This window comes from Undibacterium cyanobacteriorum (genome assembly GCF_031326225.1).
Classification (GTDB): Bacteria; Pseudomonadota; Gammaproteobacteria; order Burkholderiales; family Burkholderiaceae_D; genus Undibacterium; species Undibacterium cyanobacteriorum.
Genome location: NZ_CP133720.1, coordinates 926,323 through 950,965, shown reverse-complemented (window position 1 = coordinate 950,965; position 24,643 = coordinate 926,323). Strand labels below are relative to the sequence as shown.

Below are 24,643 nucleotides of genomic sequence, written 5' to 3'. Positions count from 1 at the left end.
ATTGCAAGACTCATGGAAACGACCTTGATTTATCAGAACGCCAACACGGGTTTTCTCGCATGAATCGAACATTTGCCACTACCGCTTCAAGCAGGTTGGGGGTGTTAGTGTCGGTACAAACCTTCCTTTGCACTTGATCTTACGCAAGCACGAATACCCGAAATCAGGGATAATTTTTACTTTCGGTTTAGTCCATTTTCCTTATGCCAAGCGACCTCCTCTTTGCCGCTGCACCTGGTTTCGATCAGCCTCTCGCTGTCCTTAAACACTGCCATGATCGCATTCGCAAACAACTAGCGACCTTACAAAAGCTCCCCGAGCATTTGCAAAAACATGGCGCAGATGAACAAGCGCAAACTGCGGCACAGGGCATCCTGCGCTACTTTATTCAAGCGGCTCCACTTCATCACGAAGATGAGGAACACGATCTACTGCCGTCACTTCAGGCCAGCGTCAGCGAAAGTGAGCGCGCGCAATTCGAAATCAATTTAAGCAAAATACTGGAACAACATCAGCGCATGGCGGAATTATGGGAACAGCTTAAACAAGTTCTTACTCGCATTAGCGAGGCACAAACCAGCATCATCGATCCCGGTCTTATCGATGCTTTCACAAACCTGTATGCAGAGCACATGGCGATCGAAGAAAACCATATCGCACCGCTCGCAGCCAAGAGTCTAAGTGCGGAGCAATTTGCGATCATGGGACAACACATGCAACAGCGGCGCGGCATTCAATCAGCCTGAGCCACATCAAACTATTTCAGTTCATTTTAATTTCGGATACATCACACCATGTCTATCGCTCATCTTCGCAAAGACTATCAACTTGCCAGCCTCTCTGAAAATGAAGTCGCAGCAGATCCATTTACTCAATTCTCGGCGTGGTTTGAGCAAGCCATGAAAGCCGAAGTACCAGAACTGAATGCTATGAGTCTTTCTACGGTCAATGCGGAAGGTAAGCCTTCATCACGCATCGTACTCATCAAAGATTTTGATCAGCGTGGTTTCACTTGGTTCACCAATTACGATAGCCGCAAAGGGCGAGAACTTGAAAGCAATCCCCACGCCGCTTTGCTGTTCTTTTGGAGTGCGCTCGAGCGTCAAGTGCGTATTGAAGGACGAATAGAAAAAATTTCCCTGCAAGAAAACGATACCTACTTTCACAGTCGCCCAGTCGGTAGCCGACAAAGTGCACTGGCTTCGGCGCAGAGTCAAGAAATCGCGAACCGTGCCGAACTTGAGCTGAAATTAGCGAAGGTGATCGAGCAGTTTGGTGAACAACCACCGCGTCCGGAGCATTGGGGTGGTTATCGATTGGTGCCGGAGATGCTAGAGTTCTGGCAGGGTCGCAGTTCTCGCCTACATGACCGCATCGTTTATCGCAAACAAGACAACGGCGAATGGAAAATTATTCGTCTGCAGCCGTGATTGATTGATCACTCTCAGCAACAAAAAAGCCAAGCATCCTAGGATCTTGGCTTTTTCATTTTTCGAATGAGATTTTTTCTCGGAGAACAAGGACCAAGTTTTAGCTTGGTGCGACCTCAATTTGAGGGCTGATCGTCGCAGAGGAACCACCGCCGACCGAAGCGCGTTTAGTTTGCCCCTCGTTTCCGACCACCTTACTTGCCGCTTGAGCATCGCTGCTCATCAATTTGTTTTTTGCTTGAGCATCGCTGCTCATCAATTTGTTTTTTGCTTGAGCATCGCTGCTCATCAATTTGTTTTTTGCTTGAGCATCGCTGCTCAAGCTGCCATCTTTTTTCTAGCGAAAATCTCCCTTGAGCGGATGATTTTGGGGACGATGAATTCTTGGCAGTAGGGGTCGTTTCGGTTCGTCTTATAGAAGTTACGGTGTTCTGGTTCGGCTGGAATAAAGCCTTGGTATGCGGCAAGTTCGGTACGCAATTTGGAACAGCAGATACGTTCTTGTTTTTTGAATGCTTCGGTCGCCTGGCGTTTTTGTTCGATGTTATGAAACAGCACTACAGAGCGATGCGGTGAAGCTTTTATATCATCGCCAAAGGTCTGCGCGCAAGGATCATGGATCTTGAAAAAAACTTCGAGTAGAGCCGCGTAAGAAACCACGGTGGTGTCAAACACGACTTGGACAACTTCGGCGTGACCGGTCTCTCCGCTACAAACCTCCTCGTAGCTCGTACGCACAAGAGAACCGCCAGCGTAGCCTGGTTGTACTGATTTCACACCACGAATATGCTGAAAGACGGCTTCGGTGTCCCAAAAACGACCTGCCCCGAACGTCGCTGCTTCAAGCGCCATACGATCGCCTCCGATGAATAAAAATTTTCATTTTGTAGGATACGCCTTTCGTAACAAAACGTATCAATTTCTTTGCGCACATTATCGATAAAGGCAAAAAAACCCACAATAGCAATCCCGAAAGTTGCGAATTTCGTACTGTGGTGTATCATTTTTCGATACTTTTTCATCTTGCTATTAAATTTATGCCAAAAGCCACCACCCTTATCGAAGTATTAAGACGCGAACTCAAAGCGAAGCGGATTACTTACCAAGAATTAGCGAAACGTATTGGCATTTCTGAATCAAGTGTTAAGCGGATGTTTTCGACCAAAAGCTTGACCTTGCAAAGGCTCGATCAAATTCTCGATGCCTCCGAAATTAGCTTACATGACCTCACTTTGCGCAGTTATGAAGAATCATTGATTGAAGAGCTCACCTACGAACAAGAGGAGGAACTCATCAGTGATCCTAAAAAGTTCATCGTCGCCGTGTCAGCAATGAACTTTCTATCGCTCGAGCAAATTGTCGATATTTATGCTTTGAGCGAACCCGAAGTGATCGCCTACTTGGTCCGACTCGACCATTTAGGCATTCTGGAGCTGATGCCGAATAATCGCATCAAGCTTTTGTTGTCACGGACTTTCCGTTGGCGCCCGAATGGTCCCATACAGCGTTTTCACCAACGTGAATCTTTTGCTGACTACCTCAACTCGACTTTCGGTGACAAACACGAATTCATGCAATTCGTGAACGTCATGCTATCGAAACAGTCGAGCGCCGCTTTTCTCACACGACTCAAACAACTGATACGTGACATCTCCGATCAACATCAACTTGATGCCGTCTTGCCGTTTGAAGAAAAACATAGGATGAGTTTTATGGTGGCCGGACGACCATGGATTCCGAACTACTTTCAAGCCATGATTCGGCCGGAGTACATCGCTAAACACGCGGAAAAAAAACGTCGCACGGGTCGATGAACTGCGCTGAGTCATCATTGACAATGTGAGCACAGTTCACCTTGTGTACAAGGGATCATACCGATAACGGTTTGCACAAGAAGCTAGCGCAAACCAATTCCTTTAAAGAGCTTTGACACACAGTTTAAAGTCCCTATCTTCTTCATATGGACGGACTTCAAACTCCAAGCTACGCATCAAACGCAACATGTTGACGTTGTTGCTCAACACTAGGCCTTCAATCATCGCCAGTCCACGACTGCGGGCCACATCGATAATCGATAGCATGAGGCGCGTCCCCAAACCTTGGCCAGCAAAATCATCTGCAATTAGTAAAGAAAATTCGCACGTCGTTTTGTCGGGATTGGTCACATAACGTGAAACGCCAATAATACGTTCGACCTCTTCGAAACTACCATCTTCATTTGGTATTTTCTCGGTATGAATCGCCACCAGAGCCATTTCACGGTCATAATCAATCAAGGTGAACTTGGCCAACATGCGTTCCGATAATTCCTTCATCGAAGAGACAAAACGGAAATAGCGGCTCTCGGGCGACAATCGTCGCACCAATTCTTGCAACATCTCGGCGTCGTGCGGATGCAAAGGACGGACCGTGTAGACCCTACCATCACGCAACGGCCATTCCATTTCACGATCTGAAGGATACGGCGAAATCGCCAAGTGCTCGTAGTTACCAGGTTCCGATGGTGAATGGTCAACTACCACGCGCGCATCCACGGCGAGTGCACCGTCGGCGTCAACGATGACTGGATTAATATCCATCTCACGCAGCTGCGGCAAGGCGCACACCATCTCAGAAACCCGCAACAAAATTTGCTCGATGGCTTCACGATGCACTGGCGCAGCACCACGCCAAGCACCCAACATTTCAGCGCAACGCACGCGCTCAATCAAACGACTCGCCAAGAATTGATTCAAGGGCGGAAGTTCGATGGCACGATCGGCGATTAGCTCAATCATGACACCACCAGCACCGAAGGAGATGACGGGGCCAAATAATTCATCGGTCGAAACACCAATGAAAATCTCTCGGCCTTCTGGCTTGCCCGACATGTTTTGCACAGTAACGCCATTGATTTTTGCTTCTGGTCGGAGACGCGTGACTCGCGTCATCATATTTTGCCAGCCATCGCGCACACCGGCCGCATTGGCTACATTCAAGACCACGCCTTGCACTTCAGACTTATGCGGGATGTCGACTGAATCGATCTTGAGCGCGACCGGGTATCCTAACTGATTAGCGACCAACATCGCCTCAGTTGGCGTTCGTGCCAAGATGGTTTTTGTCACTGGAATATGAAAGGCCGACAGCAATGCCTTCGATTCCATTTCGGTCAGGACTTTGCGACGTTCGGCTAACACGCTTTCGATCAAAATACGCGCGCCCTCGATGTCGGGTTGCGCCAACTGCGAAAGCGGCGGTGGTACCTGGCGCAACATCTGCTGGGTGCGATGGAATAAAGAAACATGATTGAACGCATCGACCGCGGCTTCAGGGGTGCGGAAACTCGGAATTCCTGCCTTAAATAAAATGGTACGAGCTGCAGTCACTTTTTCATCACCCATCCAACAGGTAATGAGCGGCTTTCCAACTGTAGTCTGAAGGTCCGCAAGAACCTGAGCAATGGCTCCCGTATCGACACCCGCAATCGGCGACAAAATGACGAGGATGCCATCCACATCAACGCAATGAGCACATGCGTTCACCACTTCACGATAATGGTGCTCGTTAGCGTCCTGCGAGAGATCGATTAAATCATCAAGCACCGCAAAAGGTGATAGCTTCTTCTGAATATTTTTAACGACCTCGGCCGGTAAGCGGGCTAATTGCAAACCAACTTCATTGACAAAATCGGCCGCCAACACCGCTGGCCCACCGCCATTCGAAATCACGGCAAGGCGGCGGCCCACTGGTAAGTAGCGAGCAGAAAGACACTTCGCCGCTGCGAACAACTGCACCATGGAATGAACACGCACCGCGCCTGCTCTTTGCAAAGCCGCATCGAAAATCGCATCACTACCAACGATATTACCAGAATGCGTCAAGGCCACTTTGGAGCCGTCCGGGCGGCGCCCACCTTTCAACACAATCACAGGTTTTGAATTCGCAGCGGCACGCAAAGAACTCATAAAGCGTCGTGCGTCACTAATACTTTCCATGTACACGACAATGGTTTGCGTGCTCGCATCATCAGCCAGATAATCCAGCACTTGCGCCATATCGACCGCGGTATTGACCCCCAAGGAAACGACGGTAGAAAAGCCCACACCATTCTTGGTCGCCCAATCCAGAATCGAAGAAGTTAAAGCCCCTGATTGCGAGACCACTGCCAAGGAACCGGGCTGCGCCATCTTGCCCATGGCACTCGCGTTCAAATGATATTTGGGGCGTTGAAATCCGAGACTATTCGGCCCTAGCAAGTACACTCCATGTTGATGGGCAATTTTATGTAAGCGTTTTGCCAGACCCGCATCGACGCCCATGGATAGGATTAAAGCCGAGCGACACTGTATGCGCCCGACCACTTCCATGGCGGCCTCTAACTGCTCGTTCGGTAAGGCAATCACGGCGAGATCAGCGCGAGACTGGGCCAGATCACCGAGCGTTCCCTTCATGTGAATATCAAGATAGGTCACCGTGCCTTCGAAAGCATTATTTTGGAAATGCTGCATAAACACTTTCGCCATCGGTGATTGGCGTTCTGGGTGGTGCTGACTTCCAGAAAAAATCAAAACCGAGCGAGGCGAAAACAGTGATGTGAGATAGTGCTTATTCATGGTCAACCTATGGTCTTCATGTGAATTGGCAAAAACGTCTTAAGGCCGTGAAAATAAAATAGTGGGGCAGCACACCTGAAACTTAATGCACCTAATCTGCACCAATCAATACTCGTACGTGCGCAGCAGCACTACGCCCTAGGGCGGATAATGCGTAACCACCTTCCAAGCAAGATACCACGCGACCTTGGGCATGTTGATTGGCGACTTTCATAATCTGACGCGTGACCCATTCATAGTCACTTTCCACCAAACCTAAATTGCCCATATCATCTTCACGATGGCCATCAAATCCAGCCGAAATGACAATCAGCTGTGGCTGGTAGGCATTCAATGCCGGAATCCATTGTTGTTCCACGGCTTGTCGAAAGGCTTCACCGCCGCTGCGTGCAGGCAAACCGACATTGATCATGTTGGAGCCCATCGGCACATCACCACAGAAAGGATACAAATTCTTTTCAAAAATAGAGCACATCAAGACATGTTCATCATTAAACAAAATATCTTCACTGCCATTGCCATGATGTACATCGAAATCAATTAAGGCGACCCGTTCAAGACCGTGCACCGCGACGGCATGCCGAATCCCCACTGCCACATTATTGAAGAAGCAGAATCCTCCCGCATTGCTGCGCTCGGCATGGTGTCCCGGTGGCCGAATATTGCAAAACGCTGCAGGTGATTTTCCGCCCAGCACCATATCCATCGCCAACACGACCGCGCCCGCAGACCGTAAGGCGGCTTGGTAGGAGTAGGCGTTGATGCTGGTATCGGGATCAATTTGCACCAAACCACCTTCCGGCACCTGCTGTGCAATTTCGGCAAACTCATCCAAATAAAAACCACTATGGGCACGCGCCAATTGCTCGCGTGTCGCAAGCGGAGCATCGCAGGCATCCATGTAATCCAACAGGCCTTTCGCGAGGAGGTGGTCATTCACGGCCCCTAATCTCTCGGGGCACTCGGGATGATGGGCACCCATTTGATGTTTATAACAATCAGGATGCGTGATATAGGCTGGTAACACGAGCTTCTCCGTAGACTACGACGTTTCATTCTAACTTTGGGTAGCCTAAGGGTAAAGCCGGAACAAGCCTGATTTGCGTTGAATCAAACAATCGAGGGCTCGCTGTCGCGCAAATTGCGCCCGACCCTATGCCCAGCACGCTTAGTGTGCCTTCGGCACGACCGGAATGGTGATGTCGAAACGCGTGCCCTTGCCGACCGCACTTTCCACCACGATGGTGCCTCCCAATACGCCAGTCACGATATTGTAGGTAATATGCAGCCCGAGACCACTTCCGCCTTGCCCCATTTTGGTCGTGAAGAATGGTTCAAAAACGCGTGATAGATGTTCTTCTGCGATGCCCGTTCCATTATCAAGGAGTTGCAGGTGGACGCGGTTTCCGTCGAGTCGACGCCCACGAATGACAATGCTACCGCCACGCCGATTTTCAAATCCATGAATCACTGCATTCATTACTAAATTCGTGATGACTTGTCCCAAAGGACCAGGGAAGCTATCCATCTGTATCCCTTCCGCGATATCAAGATGGACTTCATGTTCATCACGGCGCAGGCGATTGGACAGCGTAAAGAGAACCTCCCGAACCATCGGCTTCAACTCAAATCGGCGGCGCTGATCGGAAGTTTGGTCCACCGCGATTTGCTTAAAGCTCGTAATGAGATCTGCTGCGTTGGATAAATTTCGTATCAACAAATCGCACGCTGTCTTCGCTTTGTCTGCATACGAATCAAGCCGCGAGCGGCGGACGGTGCCTGCATGAATTTCATCCACAAACACACTGGTGATTTCACCGAGCGAACTCGCCGCTAACAAACTGTTACCGATCGGTGTATTCAATTCATGCGCCACCCCCGCTACCACAGAGCCCAGCGCGGCGAGCTTCTCTTGTTCAACCAACTTATCTTGCGTTTGCTGCAAACGGACGTAAGACTCCGCGTTATCAAATGCGACCGCGGCAAAGGCGGCTAAGGAACGCAGAACCACTAAATCGTTTTCATGGAACGCATTGGCATACTCGCTCTGTACGGATACAACCCCCACTACTTTTTCCTGCAACATCATGGGGACATACATCGCCGAACGTGGCATGGCGAAGTCACGTGCGTCTTTATGTAAGTAGGGCTCGACCTCTTTTCCTAGACGTAAAACGCTATCGAATTCGCGCGTATCAATACTTAAAGAATTGATCAGCAATTCACTCGCAAATACGACACATTGTGCGGCGGGCTGTTCTTTCGCATCTAGGCTACGCGAATAGGGTTCTAACTCCGTTCCGTTTTCTACCACGTATTCAAAGCGAATCAGGCGTCGTTCCCAGTCCACCATGCCAACGCCGAAAGTATTACAAGTAATGAGCGCTTGAACATAGGTGTAAAGGCTTTCTTGAACCGCGCGAGGATCCAACGATGCAGTCAACTTTCGGCCCATCTCACTGAGTAATGCAATATCATGTCTAGCCTTCTCGGCGGCCTCTCGTTGTTCCACTACCTCTTTCGTCCGATTCCGCACTTCCTCTTCTAAGCGTCTCTCATTTCTACGTAATCGATGCGTGTAAGCGGCGATCAGCAAAGCTAAGGTCAGCAGCGCGAGTACGCTCCAAAGGATGTAGGCCCAAGGGCTGCGGTACCATGGGGGTTGAATCTGAAATACATAAATCGCCTCTTCACTGACGACACCGAAGGCGTTTTTGGCACGTACTTTAAAGGCGTAAGTCCCCTCTGGAATATTGGTATATTCCTTACTGGTCGCGGTGTCCCACTCACTCCAATCTTTGTCGAATCCTTGCAATTGATATTGAAAACGCATACTCCCCGGAATCTCAAAATAAGGAGCGCCGAACTCGAAAACTAGGGCATTTTGCCGGTAAGGCAGATTGACAGTCTCTTGTTCAGCTTGTCTTAATTTCGCGCTGGTCAGTTCCTCTGGGAAGATCACGCCTGCGACTCCATAAGTGCCTTCAAAAATCGCTTCTTTCGTATTGGCGGTGACTTTGCGAATCAGCGCTGGGAAAGGTTTAGGCCGCCGTTTGCTGGCTTGAAGATCGATCCGAAACAAATTTTCTCCAGCGATCCACACCGCATCTTTTCCATCCAAATACAAGGACTCATCAGGCGGAGGAACGCCGACAAAAGCCTGACTAGTTTCGACATACTTTCCTTGCTCATCTGGCTTAAGCCAATGTACGCCATTTTCCGCCTGCACCAAGACACCACCTTGGTCATCACTGTGCAACTCATTAAGTGCGAGACTACCATCCGCAAACTGTTTGCCAAAGCGCGAATCTGGCGTGAACCGCGTCCCATCGGTTCCCTGCTCTCTCCAATCCGCGATTTGCGCGCGGTATAACCCTTTGCGACTACACAAAAATAGTTCACCATCAAACATGGTTAAACGTCCAGCTGCCATCTCGGGCAGTCCATGACTCAGGTCGAGACGTTTGATTCCCACTTGAGTCGGTTTATCTCCACTGAAATGGAGACGCAAGACGCCTTGCACTTCGGTACTTAACCACAACTCTCCACTCGCATCTGTCGTGATTCTCCTAACGTTTTCCTCAACACCGGGTATTTTTCCTAAGGATATCCATTGCTCGCGATCGCGACGAAAAACCTCAATCCCGCCCATCATGCCGACAAACAAATGCTGCGGCCAACGTGGGCTAGTTCCCAGACTATAGCTGTTGCCATAAGAGCTCGGAATCCGCACTGCACTCTCATGATCGATCTTATACAAGCCTCGCCCGGTGGCCGCCATAAGATCGCCATCAACTACTTTGAAAGCCCAAATCTCGCTGGGTCCATCACGTAGCGCTTGAAACTGCGGGACATCTTGGGTGGCAGAATATTTAAAGGGCAGCTCATAAGAAATCCCTTGATAAGTGCCCACATACAGGCGATTTTGATGACGAATCACAGAGATCGCGATACCCTCGACGCCATTGCGACTGGTGAACATAGAACTCGCAGCGCTCAGCTCAATATGCGAAATTCCCGAGTTCGTCTGCGCCCACAAGTTGCGATGTCGATCCAAAAAAATCCCAGCAACGGTATTGTCGAGCAAACCTCCGTTCTTATTAATGACCCGATGCAGTTGCCCATCTTTATCTAAAATTAAAATTCCCGCTTTGACGGTACTAATCGCGAATCGCTGAGCATCAAGTGCTTGTATTTTGTAAAAATACATGTGCGACTCGTCCAATAAATGATCAATTGGCGTCACGATACGTTTAGCAATTTGCGTGATTTGCACATCCTCACGATCAGCTTGATAGCGCTGCTCCTTCTCGTCCCATAAGGTAGTTAAATCGATCGAATAGAAATCACCAGCCATGCGTCCGAGTAAGACCTGATGCTGCCCCATGCTGGTCATCATGATGCGACGATTACTATTCAAACTAGCGAAAACTCTGAGAGGCCTGACTTGGTCGCCATCGAGAAAACTAATACCTCGCTCACTATCGACATATAACAGCCGACCATTCACCACCGTCGCTTGTGATGACGCTAGTTTTGCATTCAGTACACTGAGCTTGCCCTCAAACAATCGAAAGATTTTAGTGCGCGTTAAAAAGTACACGCCTTGAGGAGTACTCTCGCCCTGCCAGACATCATTGAACAGACGTTCATTTTCTGGGATACGATCTTTTAGGGAAACAGCCTGCAGTTTTCCTGTAGACGAAATTTTGAGATAGCCGAAGTCACCAATCGAACCGTAAAAAATGGTCTTATCGGCAGCGATCGTCAATGCGCGCACCATTAAACTGCCCGGACTGGGAATCAATTGCCAACGTTGGCCATCGAATTCAAGAATACCGTTTGAATTTCCAAAATACATAACGCCGCGCGCATCTTGTACCGCAACCCAATTTTGACTATGTGCTTTGTAGGTCTTTTGATCGTAGTTGCTGATGGCGGGAGCACCTAGCATCGGTGCCAGTGAACCATTGGGTGCCACTATTGTTGGAGGTTTGCCGGAGTTCGAGGTAATGTCGGCACAGGCTTGAGTCGACAATAACAGCGATATCAACACACCAAACAACAAGTGCAAGGCCACCACCAAGTTGAAATGCTTGGTGCTTGATCGATGTTCACTCCATTGTCGCGTCGATTTGGACACGCCGCATCTCCGAAAAGGATTTCAAATTGATGTGAAGCTATTCCATGTTTGAGAAGTCTTCGCCAACGAACTGCCAACTTCCCTACGAAACACGTAATGTTTCCTGTAATTTACCACCTCCCTCAAGAAAATCGAGAAAGGAAAGCGCACTGACTTGACCACAGTTTCATTTTGCCGACAAAAGACTGGTCTAATTTTCAATTAAATAAAGAAATAAATAGTCAAAAAAATCATCCCAGACCAAATCAACTTGAAACCCACTTTGGTAGCAACAAAGCAGACTGGTAAAATGGCATCCTTTATTCCTGAATATGTAATTCTCATAAAAACTCAAAAGGACTTCACATGAGCGAACTCACCGTAGCAATGCAAACAAGCAAAGGCACTATCCATCTCAAATTGTTCGCAGACCAAACACCTGTCACCTGTGCCAGCTTCGTCAATTTAATTCAACGTGGCTATTACAATGGACTCAACTTTCATCGCGTGATCGCCAATTTCATGATCCAAGGCGGCTGCCCTGATGGCACCGGCATGGGTGGTCCGGGTTACCGTTTCCAAGATGAATGCACACCACAATTGCCACATGATCGCGCTGGCATTTTGTCGATGGCAAACGCTGGTCCAGGCACTAATGGTAGTCAGTTCTTCATTACCCATGGTCCGACACCGCACTTGAATGGCAAACACACTGTGTTCGGCGTCGTCGTCAGTGCTGATGATCAAAAGGTAGTGAACAGCATTGCGCGCGGCGACAAAATTGAAAAAGTCACGATCGAAGGTGATGCGAGCGCCTTACTGGCTGCACAAGCAGACAACATAGCAAAGTGGAACGAGGCTTTGACAGCTAGCGGCAAATAAGCTCTCATTCCTTCTCTGACGCATTCGCTTTCTTCCCCCGATTGAGTGACATACCTCATCACGAGCTCGGTGCTGGTTTCAGCTCTGATCCCAGATCTCAGAAGAGAGCGAATGCAAACATCGCACAGAGTACAGGAACATAAGACCATGCAAATTCGCACCGCGACGATTGCCGACTTCGAAAAAATCTGGCCTATCTTCCATGCTGTGGTGAGTGCGGGCGACACCTACACCTACCCGCGCGACACCAGCAAAGAACAAGCTTTTCAATGGTGGATGCAAGTACCAAAAAGAACGCTGGTGGCGGAAGAAGATGGCGAGATTCTCGGCACCTATTACATCAAAGCCAATCAACTCGGCGGCGGTGCGCACGTGTGTAATTGCGGCTATATGGTGTCGGCCGCCGCACGCGGTCGCGGCATTGCTCGCAGCATGTGTGAACACTCACAAGAACTCGCCCGCGAACTCGGCTTTCGGGCTATGCAATTCAATTTTGTCGTATCGAGTAACCACACTGCTGTAAAGCTGTGGACCCAACTGGGCTTTGAGACGCTAGCACGCTTACCCGAAGCATTCTTGCACCCGAGTTTGGGGTATGTGGATGCTCTGGTGATGCATAAGAAACTGGCCTGATCATCCCCTCCAAAAATTCGTATTCGTACACGCGAATTCTGAGCAGCATTAGCGGGTCTTACATTTTGCAATCATGCTCACTTAGGCATGCAATTGAAGTCCTCGCCTTCCACTCAATGAAAGTATTTGTTTCGTTGATAGATCTGATTTGATGCCTGAAATGCGCTTGCGGTGAGTGCCAAATTTTCCTTATCGAACGACATGGAAACAAAACCAGCGGTGGGTGTGTCCTTCAGCACAATCCCATGCTGTTGCGCATACGATTGAATATCCTTCGCATCCGTTTGTTGCAAACTGAGGGCTAACCGCAATCGTGTTAAATCGAGATGGGCGTGCATATCAAACATGCGCTCGATATACGGATCATAAATACCGCGCATCACGTTGACCACGATCTTCGCGACCGGATCGCGAACATAATAGGGATCGACACCCCATCCCATCAATGCTTGTTGTTTCTCATCGCGCAACTGTTTGGCTTTTGGGTAATGAAGCACGTCGACACTTGCAAACTCTCGCTCGATTTCAACCCAGTCATACAATAGATTGAGGGTTGCATTTTTGCGATACAAGGCTGATCCAAATTGCGCCCAAAATCCCGTCTCTGCTTGTTCACGAGAAGAACTTTGCATGAGAGACCAACTATCGATATTCAATTGGCGCTCAGTCCTCAAGGCATCGCCGAGATCAAATTTTTCGGCAGCGATTGCAGACAGCGTCAACTGCAAGTCCGCCAATTCTTTGCTGGCAGAGTTAAGGCTTTGCATATCGGGAGCAATCTCGCGAATTAAGCGCAATTGCTTTTGTAAGAGACTGAGATAAACCATCTTTCCTATCAAGGTATTCGATTGCTTCAGTAAGCTCGCTGAGTAGGCTAAGTTCTCGTTGAGTTTCTGAACAGATTGCTGAGGAGACTGCTTCAGTTCACGTACAACTTTAATGTTGTCTGTCTCAAAAACATCGACAAGACTTCGAAACCCGGGAAGCGGATAATCGAGACGAGGAATGCTCACTTCTTGGTACTTCTTATATTGCTTCATCAAAGCAAACAATCGGAGCGGCGCGGCCTGTTCACTCATCAATTTCTGAAAAACTGGGTCTGAGATAGCACGATAAAAATCAACGCAGTTTTTAACTTGTACATAATCACATTGCTGCTGCCTGAGGATTTCACTTCGTGTCATCAAAAGTTTTTGTTCTTCCACTGCTTCCACAGGTGGTTTCCCCGCTTTGTAAGAGGTAATCAGCTGATCAATTGACTGCGAACCAATCGCATACGCCTCGGTATCGCTTATGTCGCGATTTTTCTGAAGTGCCATCAGGATGACAAAAGCATTGTTCTCTCTCCAATTGGACGGTGGCTTCCATTCCAATTCTTGCGCGGCCTCTGGCTTCAGAGGGGCATCAAATAGATTGCTCACCACGAAGCCAACGAACAGCAGCAGCAATGTAGCAAGAACATAAAATGCGTAGCGGAGAATTTTTCGTAAGCTCATAAACGTTCTTTGTCGTCACCATGATAGAAAAACGAATACGCGCACCATCGCCCCATATTCGTCGAATGAATCGAAGCCTAAACGAAAAATATTCTTTTTGATAGTCTCAATATAAACCCACGGTGGGTGATCGGTTTGTGCTATCACCGATGCGACATCTTTCAAATCACTACACCCACTTAGCTCACCAACTTATCAGCAAAGGCCTTTCTCGCCTTGGCGACTTTCGGAGCGACCACGAATGCGCAATAGCCTTGTTGCGGGTTACGGCGAAAGTAATTTTGATGGTAGTCCTCAGCGATATAGAACTGTGGCGCAGGGCTCAGTTCTGTGACGATAGGATCGGGCCAGTGTCCTGCGGCGCGTTGCATGGCGGCACGTGCCTCTTGCTCTTGATGCGCATCGTGGAAAAAAATCACTGATCGATATTGTGTGCCGGTGTCTGCACCTTGGCGATTTAAGGTAGTCGGATCATGCGTCACGAAGAAAATATCAAGTAGTTCCGAATAAGTAATCAGCTCCGCATCAAAGGTGATGCGGATGACTTCAGCGTGCCCGGTGCGACCAGTGCAGATTTGTTCGTAGCTCGGTTGATGCACTTGCCCACCGCTGTAGCCAGATTCAAGCAAAGTAACGCCGCGGATTTGTTGAAAAACCGCCTCAGTGCACCAAAAACATCCGCCACCAAAGGTCGCGATTTGAAGATTGGCAGATCCCATGATTTTTTCCTCTCATTGTCCTTGGGTATGATTTAAATACCTATGTTTAGAATTTAGACTTCTTGCATTTAGTCGAACTCAATCGAAAAACCATACACACCGCCCTCACTTATTCTCAATCTGTAGCGAACGGTGATTTTCAACGCGCTTAAGAGTTCGTTCTTAGCTTATTTCGAAAAATGTATTCTTTGTCTATAATCGGTTTCCCATCGACGCTTAGCCCGCTACGACCATGAAATATAATAAGTTCAACAAAGCGACATTTTTGGCGCAAATCTTATCCTTAGCGACCACTTTATTCCTGATCATGAAGGCTGGCTGGCAAAATTTCCCGGCAGACATCTATCAATGTATCATCCTTATTTTCCTGCTTTCTGGCACCGAACGTCTGTTTAAAGCGCTTATCTCGCTTTTCTGGCCTAATCCGATTGATGACGGCAGCAAGAAACAATCGGAAAACAAGAAAATTGTTGAAGATATTTTCAAGTCACGTTAAAACAACAAGCGCTTTTCAGTAGTTTTCTATCAATACTCAAGCCGCACTTGAGCAGGTAAAATGCGGCATGCACAATTTTGACGACGAATCTATAGCAAGAATTGAAGACGACTTATCTGATCAAAACGATCTCAGTCTCAAATCTTACTTCAAATCCAATTTAAGCCCCGATGACGTGTCCGCCCTCGCTCCTTTGCGTCGGGCGCAGTCCATGCTGCAAGCGTTCACTGCATTATTCCACGGCGGCATCAATAGCGTCTTGATGCGTTTATTGGTCCTGCGCGAACTCGCGTCCGATGTGGAAACCCCCGCGCTCAGTCGCGCCGATATCAATGCCAAATTAGGCTATCTCGAACCGGAAGCGCTGGAAACCGTGCTCACTCGTTTGCGCAGCACAGGCTTGATGGTGTGGGATCAAAGCCAATCGGTGTATCGCATCACGCCGATGGCACGCAACGCCTTAGCGGCGATCGAATCTTTGGTACAAGTCGAACAGCAAGACGACCAAGCCGAGATGAGCTATATGCTGACCCAAGTCGCTGGTGCTCAAGCGGTCGGTGGCGTGTCGGTCGAACAGTTACATCACCTGCTCGGACGATTGATTGAGTTGACCGAAGAATTTGCCGATGCGATCGCTTCTGGCTCCGAATTCCAATTACGGGCTGCTCAGCAAAAATGGCATACCGCTTGCGATTGGGTGGAAAAAGGTTCGCAGATTATTCACGCGATCACCAACGACAGTCGCGCTGACTCAGCAACCCATCGCGCCGCCCAAGCGATCGGTCGCGCTCAGAGTGCGCTGTTGAATATGCAAGGGATGTTCTCTCGTGCCTTGAATCAAATCGAACGTCAACGTGTGCATTTGGGGCAGTCCGGCTTATCCACCACCGACATCAAAATGTGGCTGCTGCAACGCGATGATTTGGCATCCTTAGCCGATGGTGCGCTCTCGCATCCGGTCACACCGCATTTCATTACGCCATCGGAAATGATTGACGTCGCCGAGAGCGAATTATTGGCCAATCGCGGCTCAGCCGTGCTCGGCGTTTTACCGAGTGGTCAAGATGCACCGTCGATCGCCAACGATACGAGCGAAGCTTTGTTGGAACTCGATCATTGGTTGGATTTGTTGAGCAACATCGACGCCAATAGCATCGGTGCAGACAACAAAAAAGGCAAACCCTTGCAAGAAGTCTTATTGCCCGCGAGTTTCGCCATTGCATCCTATCGCGCCTCACTGTTGCCATTGATCGGTGATGCCAATGAAGCGTCTTTACAGGGTGCCACCGCAATGCTGGCACGCCTACCGCTGGAATTCCAAACCAAAGATCGCATGCAAAAAATGAGCGATCCACACGTCGCGGCGATCTCGATTGCGAGTTTGATGCCTGTTGCAGGTTCTGCAGAGAACAAGCCGGAACAAGTAAAGGCAGCGACGAACGAGCAAGCTGAGTCAGCACAAGCTACACAAGTTGAACAATCAGAACAAGATCAGAAACAACAAGAACAAACACCAACAGAAGAAAAGACTCATGACTGAAGATGCACAAATATTGATTGCGCGTTTATTGGCGCACCAAACACTGAAACGTGAAGACAAGCTCGTCAAACGTGCTTTATCAGACGAGAATTTTCGTAGTGATGTCGACGCCCGCTTGAAAGCCTGCGGCATGAAGTTCGTCGACAACGTGTATGCCGACTATGTGACCTTGGCATTGACGCGCGATACGGAATCAAAAGTCTTCGGCACCAAAGACACCTGGCAGAACAATAATTTCGGTTTGGCGAGAGACGGTGTCGCACTATTGGTGGTGCTGTGGTCTTTGATCATTTTGCCGAAACGTGAACGCCAAGAAGCGCATCAACTCGCGCAAGAAGATCAGACCGATATGTTCGGTAAAGACAAACCCATGCCACGCGCCGAAGAAACTTCGATTGGGATTTCCTATCGCACTTTATTGGCCGACTTCGGTGAAAAGCTCGGTAAGAAAACGCGGATGGACATGAATCTCGGTCAACTTGCGCGTCTCGGTTTCATCGAACGTAAGACCGACCTGATTATGGAAGGTCCGCTACTCGACCTCTTGATGGATACCGATGCTTTAAAAGACCGCATCATCAATGGCGCGCTCTCCGACATCTTCCACATTACTATGCCGCGTACACCGGCGACTTTAGAGGTCAGTGCAAGCGAAGCTGAACAAGAAGAAGTCACGACATCGGCGGCAGTAGTCGACAAAGTCGAATCAGAAGAAGAAATTGCGTCTGTAACTGTCGAGGCGAACGCATCAGAAGATCCTAGTACTGAGAATATTCAAGAGACTGGCGAGACGGACGGCGCAGCAGATACGCCGAATACCTCAGCACAAAACTAGTCGCGCGCTTCCATTCAAACTGACTCACGTTCGAACCAAGCTACGTCAACGAATACGCATTTTTAAAGAAAAACAAGAACCATGTTTCATATCAAATCACTCGAATTAGTTCACTGGGATTACTGGCAACGTATCAAGAATATTCCACTTGATGCCAAGATCATTACCATCGCTGGACAAAACGGTTCTGGCAAAACGACTTTGCTTGACGCTTTGCGTACTTTGTTTGGACTCGAGTGTTCCATGGGACGTTCTTACAAACACTATGCACGCCACTCTGGTCAACAGACCGCATGGATACGTGCGGTGGTCGACAATAGTGCGGTCGGTGCACAAATCTCGAATCGCCCTTTCCGTATGTCCGGCTTATATGAAGACGAAGTGACCTTGTTCTGCCAAATTCAAAAGAATGGTGGCGATTGGAAGCGTCAATACCTCATGCGCAGCGGCAAAGTCGAGATTGAAGAAATTCAAGATGCCAATGATTGGCTCGGTGTGGAAACCTATCGTAAGCGCCTCTCACATGCAGGCCTGTCTTCTGCGATGGGCAAAGTGTTGGCCTTGGAACAAGGTGAAACCGATAAGCTGTGCGAATACGCGCCACGTCAATTGCTCGATCTCGTATTCCAAGTCTTCGGTGATAAAGAAGTGCTCGATGCGTATGACGATGCGAAACGTCATCAACGCGATACAGAAACCGAATTGCAACGTTTCGAGACAGAACTCGAAGGCGCGAAAACCAACCTCGAAGGTTTGCGTTTAAAAGTCGCTAACTTCCACCAATGGGAAAGTCTCAACAAAGAGAAACGCGACTTGCAGGAAGAGATTCTGCCGACGCTGCAATACCACGAAGATCTAGAACGCGCTTCACAAACCAGCCAAGCGCTGCGCGCCAGTAAGCGCTATCTGAAGACGCAAGACGAAGCCCTGTCTGAACGCCGCATGGCGCTCGCCGAACAAGCGCAATTGCATAGCGAAGCGCAAAGGAAAGAAGTTGAACTTGAGGCAGAAGAAAACGCATTGCGCGAGAAACTCACTCATATCAATGCCAAGTTGAAACCTCAAGAAAGTTTATTGGAACAAAAAGCGCGCTTGCAAAAATTGGCTGCGGAAGCCGATGCTGATATCGCCAATATTGCGGATGAACTCGAGAAAAAAGAAGCCGAATTAGCCCAACAAAAGCAAGAACGCGACGCTCTCAGTCAACGCATTGCCGCCGACATGGAAACCATTTCGGCCTTGCAAGGAAAAGCGACTCTGCCCGATCCTGAAAACGTGCGCCAAATGCGCCGCGCTTTGAATGACGCCAACATTCCACACAGCATGTTGCCTGAGATCGTTGAAGTCACCGACGCCAAATGGCAAGGCGCGGTGGAAGGCGTCTTGCGCGGCTACACTTCCGTGATCTTGCTCGACAATCCTAGCGACGCATCGGCGGCGTATCGTATCGGTGAAAAACTCCGTTACAGCCACTTCATCGTTCCCGATCGCATCAATGCACCTAGCGTTAAAGACTCCAGCTTACTGTCGGTTGTGAGTTTCAATGCCAAAGCGCCAGCATGGTTGATCGAACAATTGGAACGCATCGAAACGGTCGATAGCATCGATGAAGGCATGCGTTTATCCAAGACGCAAGAATGGATCACACCAGACGCCTATCATTTCGAACGTCGTGGTGGCCGCTCCTTATTCGTTGAGGTGTCACGCTATCGTTTCGGCAATGCGGGGCGTACGCAGCGTTTGGAGGCCTTGCAAAAAGCGCTGCCACGTCTGCAGTCACAAGAAGATCAATTGACGATCAAGATCTCCAAACTCGCCGGAGAAATTTCCTCATTCAAAGCGCGCTTAGCGGGCGTCGATGCTGCCAAAGAATTGAGTGCACGTCATGCCGAGTTCGAAGAAGCGGCGCGCAACACTGAACCATTGAAACAGCAACGCATTGAAGTCGGTACGCGCCTCGGTGAAATTTCTCCATTGTTGAAAGCGGCCACCGAACAACGGACCGTAGCGCATCTGAAATGGGAGCAAGCCAAAGCTGCTATTGCGGACAACGAAGCGCAATTGCGTAGCGCTGAAAAACGTCATGCGGAAGAACGCAAACAACAATTCGAAACGCTGCGCAAAATGCGTGAGACCTGGCATACCTTGCCACTCAATTGGAAACGTCCATCGCATCGCAAAGAATTGGTGGCAGAGCACGAGAACGTACATCAGATCGAATTGCGATTGCGTAGCTTGACCAATAATCTTGCCCGCGACGATTGGGAAACCGACTCCACCGTGGTCGATCAGTACACGCGCTTAAACAATCTGCTGCAAAATCGCCAAGCCGAAACGGATGAACGACGCTATCAAAATAACCGCGCTATCGAAGCGACGGTGAATGCACGGGCGGCTTATATGGATCGCTTGCGTTACACGATCAAGACCTATAGCAAGAACATCAAACAACTCGGTGAACTCGCTGGAATTGAAGTGCATACAGATCCGGTGAAGTTGGAGAACGACGATATCTTATTGGCGCAAGCAGGATTGCATGTGCGCTTTAAGTTCGATGGTAAAGGCCCGATTGGTATGAATGACGGTGAAGCATCGGGTGGTCAACAGGTTATGAAATCGTTGATCCTACTGATCGGTCTCTTGAAATCAGAAGATGGCACTGGCGGCTTCGTCTTTATCGACGAACCATTTGCTCACTTAGATATTCGCAATATCCAGTTGGTCGGTGAGTTCTTGAAGAACACCGACGCGCAATACCTGATGACGACACCGTTAACCCACAACACCGACGTCTACGATCCATCCGAGTTGACACTAATCACCAGCAAGAAAAAGAAAGACACAGAATGGGCACAGCCGATTTTTGTCTTGCAACGTCGCGCTGAAAAAAATAAGGATGCACGTCATTAAGATGGTCTGAGTCAACCAGACTCAGCTCATCTTAAACTGCACGAGAGCAAACCAGCCGCGCTTACGCCGCTTTTTTTAAGCGGCGAGAAGCTGCTTTGATCAGCTCCAGCCATTTCATGGTCTCAAACATGCGGCTGAAGTAATAAGCAAAACTTAAAGAGATCCCTCCACCAATCACTACCAACAATGCAAAATGCAAGTGGGTGAGATTACTTGATAGACGAAGATTTTCGATGAGATGATTCACTATCGCCAAAATCGGAATATGCACCAAGTACAGCGAATAAGAAAAGTGCCCGATACGCACGAGCTTCTTCGACTCGAATGCAGACACACAGAAGCGCTTTACGCGAGACTCTCCACGCACTAACCACAACAAGAGAATCGCTGCGAGCGGCGCAAACGCAAGGTTGATGGTTCGGCTGTGATCCGCAAATTTCATCGCTGACGTGAAATCATTGATTGGGTATTGCAGTAATTGCGTCAACAAAAAACCGCCGACTCCCGCCGTGAATACCAGCATACCGAGTTTTTCTGGCCAACCGAATGATTTGCGATAGCCGAATGCCATCCACGCGGCGAATATTCCCATCACAAACAGAAAGACGAAATAGCTAGGATGCAAAATCGCCATATTCAGGCTTTGCACGAATTGAGGTGGATGCATAGCAAACCACTCTATCGCCGCAGCTAATGCCAGCGCAACAGGCAAAAACAAAAGTCCACCAAGACGGGCCAAAATAAGCGCCAGTAAAGGCAAGAGAAAATAAATGTGCCACTCAATCGCAATACTCCAGAATGGTCCATTCACAGTCGAATACTGGGGAAAGAAGTCCTGCATGAGAGTGTAATTCGTCAGCCAAACCTGCCATGGAATATCCGCACTAAGACCCGCTGAATGGCGCCCCCAAGCTGCCACCGGCACGAAGAAATTGACAAACATGATCAAACTGAGAATGGCGTAATACGGCGGTAAAATACGACGTGCACGGCCCACAAAGAAAGCGCTAACGGAAACATTGAGTCGATTAGCATTGTGAACAATAGGCAGCGCCAGAGAAAAGCCAGAAATCACCAGAAAGACCACGACTGCCAATTCAAGATACAACAAAATATCAAGGGGCTTGGTCAACAAGGATTGATGCGATTGCCAACCATAGGCAAATAAATGAGCGTGTCCTAACATAACCCATAGGGCGCAAATGGCGCGCAGACCATCAACGAAATCCAATCGCTTGTGGGGTGACTTTTGCAAAGTAATCTCTCTCTGACTGTATCAAACATTATGCTGCGGGTCTTTATGCAAGCTTGCTCTTTTTTGTTCGCCTTTTTCAGACGGCAAGGAATATCTAATGTGCTACCCTAGCGGGCAGCGCTCGACTCTAACAAAATTAACTGCCAACATCAATCAAGCAAGTTGAGGACCGAGAAATAAGAGGAGAAAAAGAAAAGATGCTTGGAGGCTCATTGACGTGCACTCGCCTCGGCGACAAAACATACCACCAAATCATGCTGCAGGTATTTGCTCTCATCATAACGCTTGAGTTGAGCACGGCCAATGCCGCGCCCCAACAAGTTAGTAGCGCAACAAGGGTACCCGCTTCATCAACCAATATCTTCGATCAATACCTCGACAAGTCCCAACCAATCGCAACACAGTTCTCGGTACCTGCCGTTGATCGAGAACACCCCAACAAAGTCTATGCAGTGGCCGATGGTCAAGTGATCGCACTGAGAAAAATCAAAATGGCGGATCGTCGCGAGGGATATCAAATCAGCCTTCGCCATGTCTACTTTGAAAACGCCGACCGCAAAACGATCTTTTCGAATTATGAACTTACAGAATCTGGGTACTTGAAGCTCGGTGACCGCGTCAAGATGGGAACGCTGCTGGGCGATCAATTGAACGAATCGATACGCTTCACCCTATCGCAAGAGTATCCCGTCATCGTTCCCCTCACTCCTGAGGCGACGGCGAGCTTTTTCACGTACCATCGCCAACTTTTCAATCCATTACAAGAACCTACACTGATCTTGGTGGACACCAACGCTTATCGCATGCGTATGGTCAATCACGACAAAGTGCAAGATCTAGAGATCGGTATTGGACAAGCGAAAGGTGCCAAACAATTTCGCGGTGATAACAAGACACCGAAGGGTATGTATTTCACCACCAACAAACATCACGGCACATTTTCAGGGCCTGCTGCCGCTTACTTCGGTGGTTACTGGATGAAGCTGAATTATCCCAATGCTTATGATGCGGAACGTGGCCTTAAGGCTGGCTGGATTAGTGACAGCCAAGCGGCGAGCATCAAGAAGGTGTGGCTACAAAGGGGCGAGACCTTACAACAAACCAATCTCGGTGGCGGTATTGGCCTGCACGCATGGGCTTTCGAGTGGAGCAACACCGGATCACGCTTAATGTCCTGGGGCTGTGTGGTGCTGCATCCTGCCGACATGGCTAGGTATTTTGACAGTTTTCCAGTTGGTACCATGGTTGTACTCTTTTGATCAAATCTTCAACTGGCAGGTTTGACCGGTCACCTTGAGCGTCATGGGTAAATCGGGCACAATGCTGAGGATTGCAAGGAGAATAATAAGGAGCACAAGATGGGTATGGAATTAAGCGGCGCAGGAGAGACTCTCACGGCCATTGTCGTGAGCGAAGAAATCAACAACTCTGGCGGCCAAGGCGGATCCGATGCCCCCGCCCATGTTGAACACGCTTGCGCGAATTGTTCCACCATACTGAACGGTAAGTACTGCCACAATTGTGGACAAATTGGGCACATCCACCGCTCGCTCCTTCACATGGTCGAAGAAACCTTGCATGGCATTTTCCACTTCGACACCAAAGCATGGCGCACCATTCCTGCTTTGATTTTAAAACCGGGCGTATTGACCCGCAATTATATTGACGGCAAACGTGCCTCTTACGTTTCGCCATTGGCGCTTTTTTTATTCTTGAACTTCTTCATGTTTTTCGTGCTGTCACAGGTGTTTAAGGATAGCAATACCAATTTCATCGATGGAAAGTTGCCGCGCGATACGCTCGTCAAAAAAATCACCCAACTCACGACAGAGATTGACACGCAACTGAAAGAACAAGCGAACGGTGAAAAAGAAGGCAAATTCGATCTCGATGCCATGCTCGAGAATCATAAGAACTTGCGCGAATTGCGCGAATTTCAAGAGCAAATTGATGAGTTGGATGGAAAGCCTCCGACCATCGAAAAATACACCGCTGAAATACAGGCTTTGCAGGCTGAGCTCGCCAAACAAAAGACGGATAATGCAAACCTGAAAGCCACAACCAACAAAGAGGATGAAGTCGCTTATCAAAAAGTGCTATTCAGCAACCAGCGTGTAAAGTTCACTGAAGCAGATATCGAATATCTCAATAAAAAAATAAAGAATCTGCAAAAGCGAAATTCAGAAAAGGATTCTCCCGATTCGAGCGCCTCCGCAACGAGTGATGCCTCCACTGGCAATGAGAATGCGGGCAAGATCGATACCAAGATTACCGATATCCCTTGGCTTGATCGCCTTACCAAACATATTGAGGAGCACCGTGAATTAGTTGAATACAAGATGAAGAAGAACGCAGCCAGCTTCGCCTTCTTGCTGATGCCTATCTCATTACCTTTCTTGTGGCTGCTATTTATGTTTAGGCGCAATGTGGTGATGTTTGATCACGCGGTCTTTTCACTGTATTCCTTATCGTTTATGTGTTTATTGACCAGCACAGTGGTCGTTATGGGGCATTTCAACTGGGGCGCGACTGCGGCACTATTATTTATCTTTGGAACTCCGATTCATATGTATAAGCAACTGCGATACACCTATCAACTCGGTGTCTTCGGCACCTTATGGCGTACCTTCGCACTCCTTTTGATTTCACTCACCGCGCTCAGCATTTATGCAATGTTGGTTCTATATTTGAGCGCCGCACCGAAATAAAAAACATATAAAAAACAAATAA

The 24,643-nt window shown here is 48.7% G+C and carries 19 protein-coding genes; 11 read left to right on the top strand and 8 right to left on the bottom strand.

What is annotated here, in order from left to right:
- The first annotated feature begins 203 nt into the window (after positions 1–203).
- Positions 204–746 (top strand): hemerythrin domain-containing protein, encoded by a 543-nt coding sequence (locus tag RF679_RS03935; RefSeq protein ID WP_309482915.1) that lies wholly within the window; start codon positions 204–206, stop codon positions 744–746.
- A 48-nt stretch (positions 747–794) separates the two neighbouring features.
- A complete protein-coding gene (gene pdxH, locus RF679_RS03930; RefSeq protein WP_309482914.1) occupies positions 795–1,430 on the top strand; it encodes a pyridoxamine 5'-phosphate oxidase in 636 nt (211 codons plus the stop codon).
- Positions 1,431–1,530: 100 nt separating this feature from the next.
- On the opposite strand, the gene RF679_RS03925 is transcribed toward pdxH, so the two are convergent.
- A complete protein-coding gene (locus RF679_RS03925; protein WP_309482913.1) occupies positions 1,531–1,752 on the bottom strand; it encodes a hypothetical protein in 222 nt (73 codons plus the stop codon).
- The gene (gene msrA, locus RF679_RS03920; RefSeq protein ID WP_309482912.1) at positions 1,749–2,282 is read right to left on the bottom strand and encodes a peptide-methionine (S)-S-oxide reductase MsrA; all 534 of its coding nucleotides are present in this window, start codon (positions 2,280–2,282) and stop codon (positions 1,749–1,751) included. The genes RF679_RS03925 and msrA (RF679_RS03920) overlap by 4 nt, the downstream gene beginning before the upstream one ends.
- 185 nt (positions 2,283–2,467) lie before the next feature.
- Between msrA (RF679_RS03920) and RF679_RS03915 the strand changes: the two genes are divergently transcribed.
- Positions 2,468–3,244 carry a helix-turn-helix domain-containing protein gene (locus RF679_RS03915; protein ID WP_309482911.1) on the top strand — a complete coding sequence of 259 codons (777 nt, stop codon included), beginning with the start codon at positions 2,468–2,470 and terminating at the stop codon, positions 3,242–3,244.
- Positions 3,245–3,346: 102 nt separating this feature from the next.
- On the opposite strand, the gene RF679_RS03910 is transcribed toward RF679_RS03915, so the two are convergent.
- The 3 genes from RF679_RS03910 to RF679_RS03900 all read right to left on the bottom strand — a co-directional run bounded on the left by RF679_RS03910 (position 3,347) and on the right by RF679_RS03900 (position 11,168).
- Positions 3,347–6,025, bottom strand: a complete 2,679-nt coding sequence (locus RF679_RS03910; protein ID WP_309482910.1) for a bifunctional acetate--CoA ligase family protein/GNAT family N-acetyltransferase — start codon at positions 6,023–6,025, stop codon at positions 3,347–3,349.
- Between the two features lie 91 nt (positions 6,026–6,116).
- Positions 6,117–7,007, bottom strand: coding sequence for a histone deacetylase family protein (locus RF679_RS03905; protein WP_309483964.1), 891 nt, complete (start codon positions 7,005–7,007; stop codon positions 6,117–6,119).
- A gap of 186 nt (positions 7,008–7,193) precedes the next feature.
- A complete protein-coding gene (locus RF679_RS03900; RefSeq protein ID WP_309482909.1) occupies positions 7,194–11,168 on the bottom strand; it encodes an ATP-binding protein in 3,975 nt (1,324 codons plus the stop codon).
- Between the two features lie 345 nt (positions 11,169–11,513).
- Here RF679_RS03900 and RF679_RS03895 point away from each other — a divergent pair, with 345 nt between their 5' ends.
- Complete coding sequence (locus tag RF679_RS03895) at positions 11,514–12,029, top strand: peptidylprolyl isomerase (protein ID WP_309482908.1); 516 nt, start codon at positions 11,514–11,516, stop codon at positions 12,027–12,029.
- 111 nt (positions 12,030–12,140) lie between these two features.
- Positions 12,141–12,662, top strand: coding sequence for a GNAT family N-acetyltransferase (locus RF679_RS03890; RefSeq protein ID WP_373921729.1), 522 nt, complete (start codon positions 12,141–12,143; stop codon positions 12,660–12,662).
- Between the two features lie 113 nt (positions 12,663–12,775).
- On the opposite strand, the gene RF679_RS03885 is transcribed toward RF679_RS03890, so the two are convergent.
- Positions 12,776–14,158, bottom strand: coding sequence for a hypothetical protein (locus RF679_RS03885; protein ID WP_309482907.1), 1,383 nt, complete (start codon positions 14,156–14,158; stop codon positions 12,776–12,778).
- Between the two features lie 179 nt (positions 14,159–14,337).
- Complete coding sequence (msrA, locus tag RF679_RS03880) at positions 14,338–14,877, bottom strand: peptide-methionine (S)-S-oxide reductase MsrA (RefSeq protein WP_309482906.1); 540 nt, start codon at positions 14,875–14,877, stop codon at positions 14,338–14,340.
- A gap of 232 nt (positions 14,878–15,109) precedes the next feature.
- Between msrA (RF679_RS03880) and RF679_RS03875 the strand changes: the two genes are divergently transcribed.
- The 4 genes from RF679_RS03875 to RF679_RS03860 all read left to right on the top strand — a co-directional run bounded on the left by RF679_RS03875 (position 15,110) and on the right by RF679_RS03860 (position 20,658).
- A complete protein-coding gene (locus RF679_RS03875) occupies positions 15,110–15,373 on the top strand; it encodes a hypothetical protein (protein WP_309482905.1) in 264 nt (87 codons plus the stop codon).
- 67 nt (positions 15,374–15,440) lie between these two features.
- Positions 15,441–16,913, top strand: a complete 1,473-nt coding sequence (locus RF679_RS03870; RefSeq protein WP_309482904.1) for a hypothetical protein — start codon at positions 15,441–15,443, stop codon at positions 16,911–16,913.
- Complete coding sequence (locus RF679_RS03865; protein ID WP_309482903.1) at positions 16,906–17,748, top strand: hypothetical protein; 843 nt, start codon at positions 16,906–16,908, stop codon at positions 17,746–17,748. The genes RF679_RS03870 and RF679_RS03865 overlap by 8 nt, the downstream gene beginning before the upstream one ends.
- A gap of 81 nt (positions 17,749–17,829) precedes the next feature.
- Positions 17,830–20,658: an ATP-binding protein gene (locus tag RF679_RS03860; RefSeq protein WP_309482902.1), complete on the top strand. Its 2,829-nt coding sequence runs from the start codon at positions 17,830–17,832 to the stop codon at positions 20,656–20,658.
- Between the two features lie 61 nt (positions 20,659–20,719).
- Here the strand turns inward: RF679_RS03860 and RF679_RS03855 are convergent, their stop codons facing one another.
- Positions 20,720–21,913, bottom strand: coding sequence for an acyltransferase family protein (locus tag RF679_RS03855; RefSeq protein WP_309482901.1), 1,194 nt, complete (start codon positions 21,911–21,913; stop codon positions 20,720–20,722).
- Positions 21,914–22,125: 212 nt separating this feature from the next.
- On the opposite strand from RF679_RS03855, the gene RF679_RS03850 reads away from it, so the two are divergent.
- On the top strand, positions 22,126–23,172 hold the full coding sequence (locus RF679_RS03850) for a L,D-transpeptidase family protein (RefSeq protein WP_309482900.1): 1,047 nt from the start codon (positions 22,126–22,128) through the stop codon (positions 23,170–23,172).
- 99 nt (positions 23,173–23,271) lie between these two features.
- The gene (locus tag RF679_RS03845; RefSeq protein ID WP_309482899.1) at positions 23,272–24,621 is read left to right on the top strand and encodes a DUF3667 domain-containing protein; all 1,350 of its coding nucleotides are present in this window, start codon (positions 23,272–23,274) and stop codon (positions 24,619–24,621) included.
- Positions 24,622–24,643 lie beyond the last annotated feature (22 nt).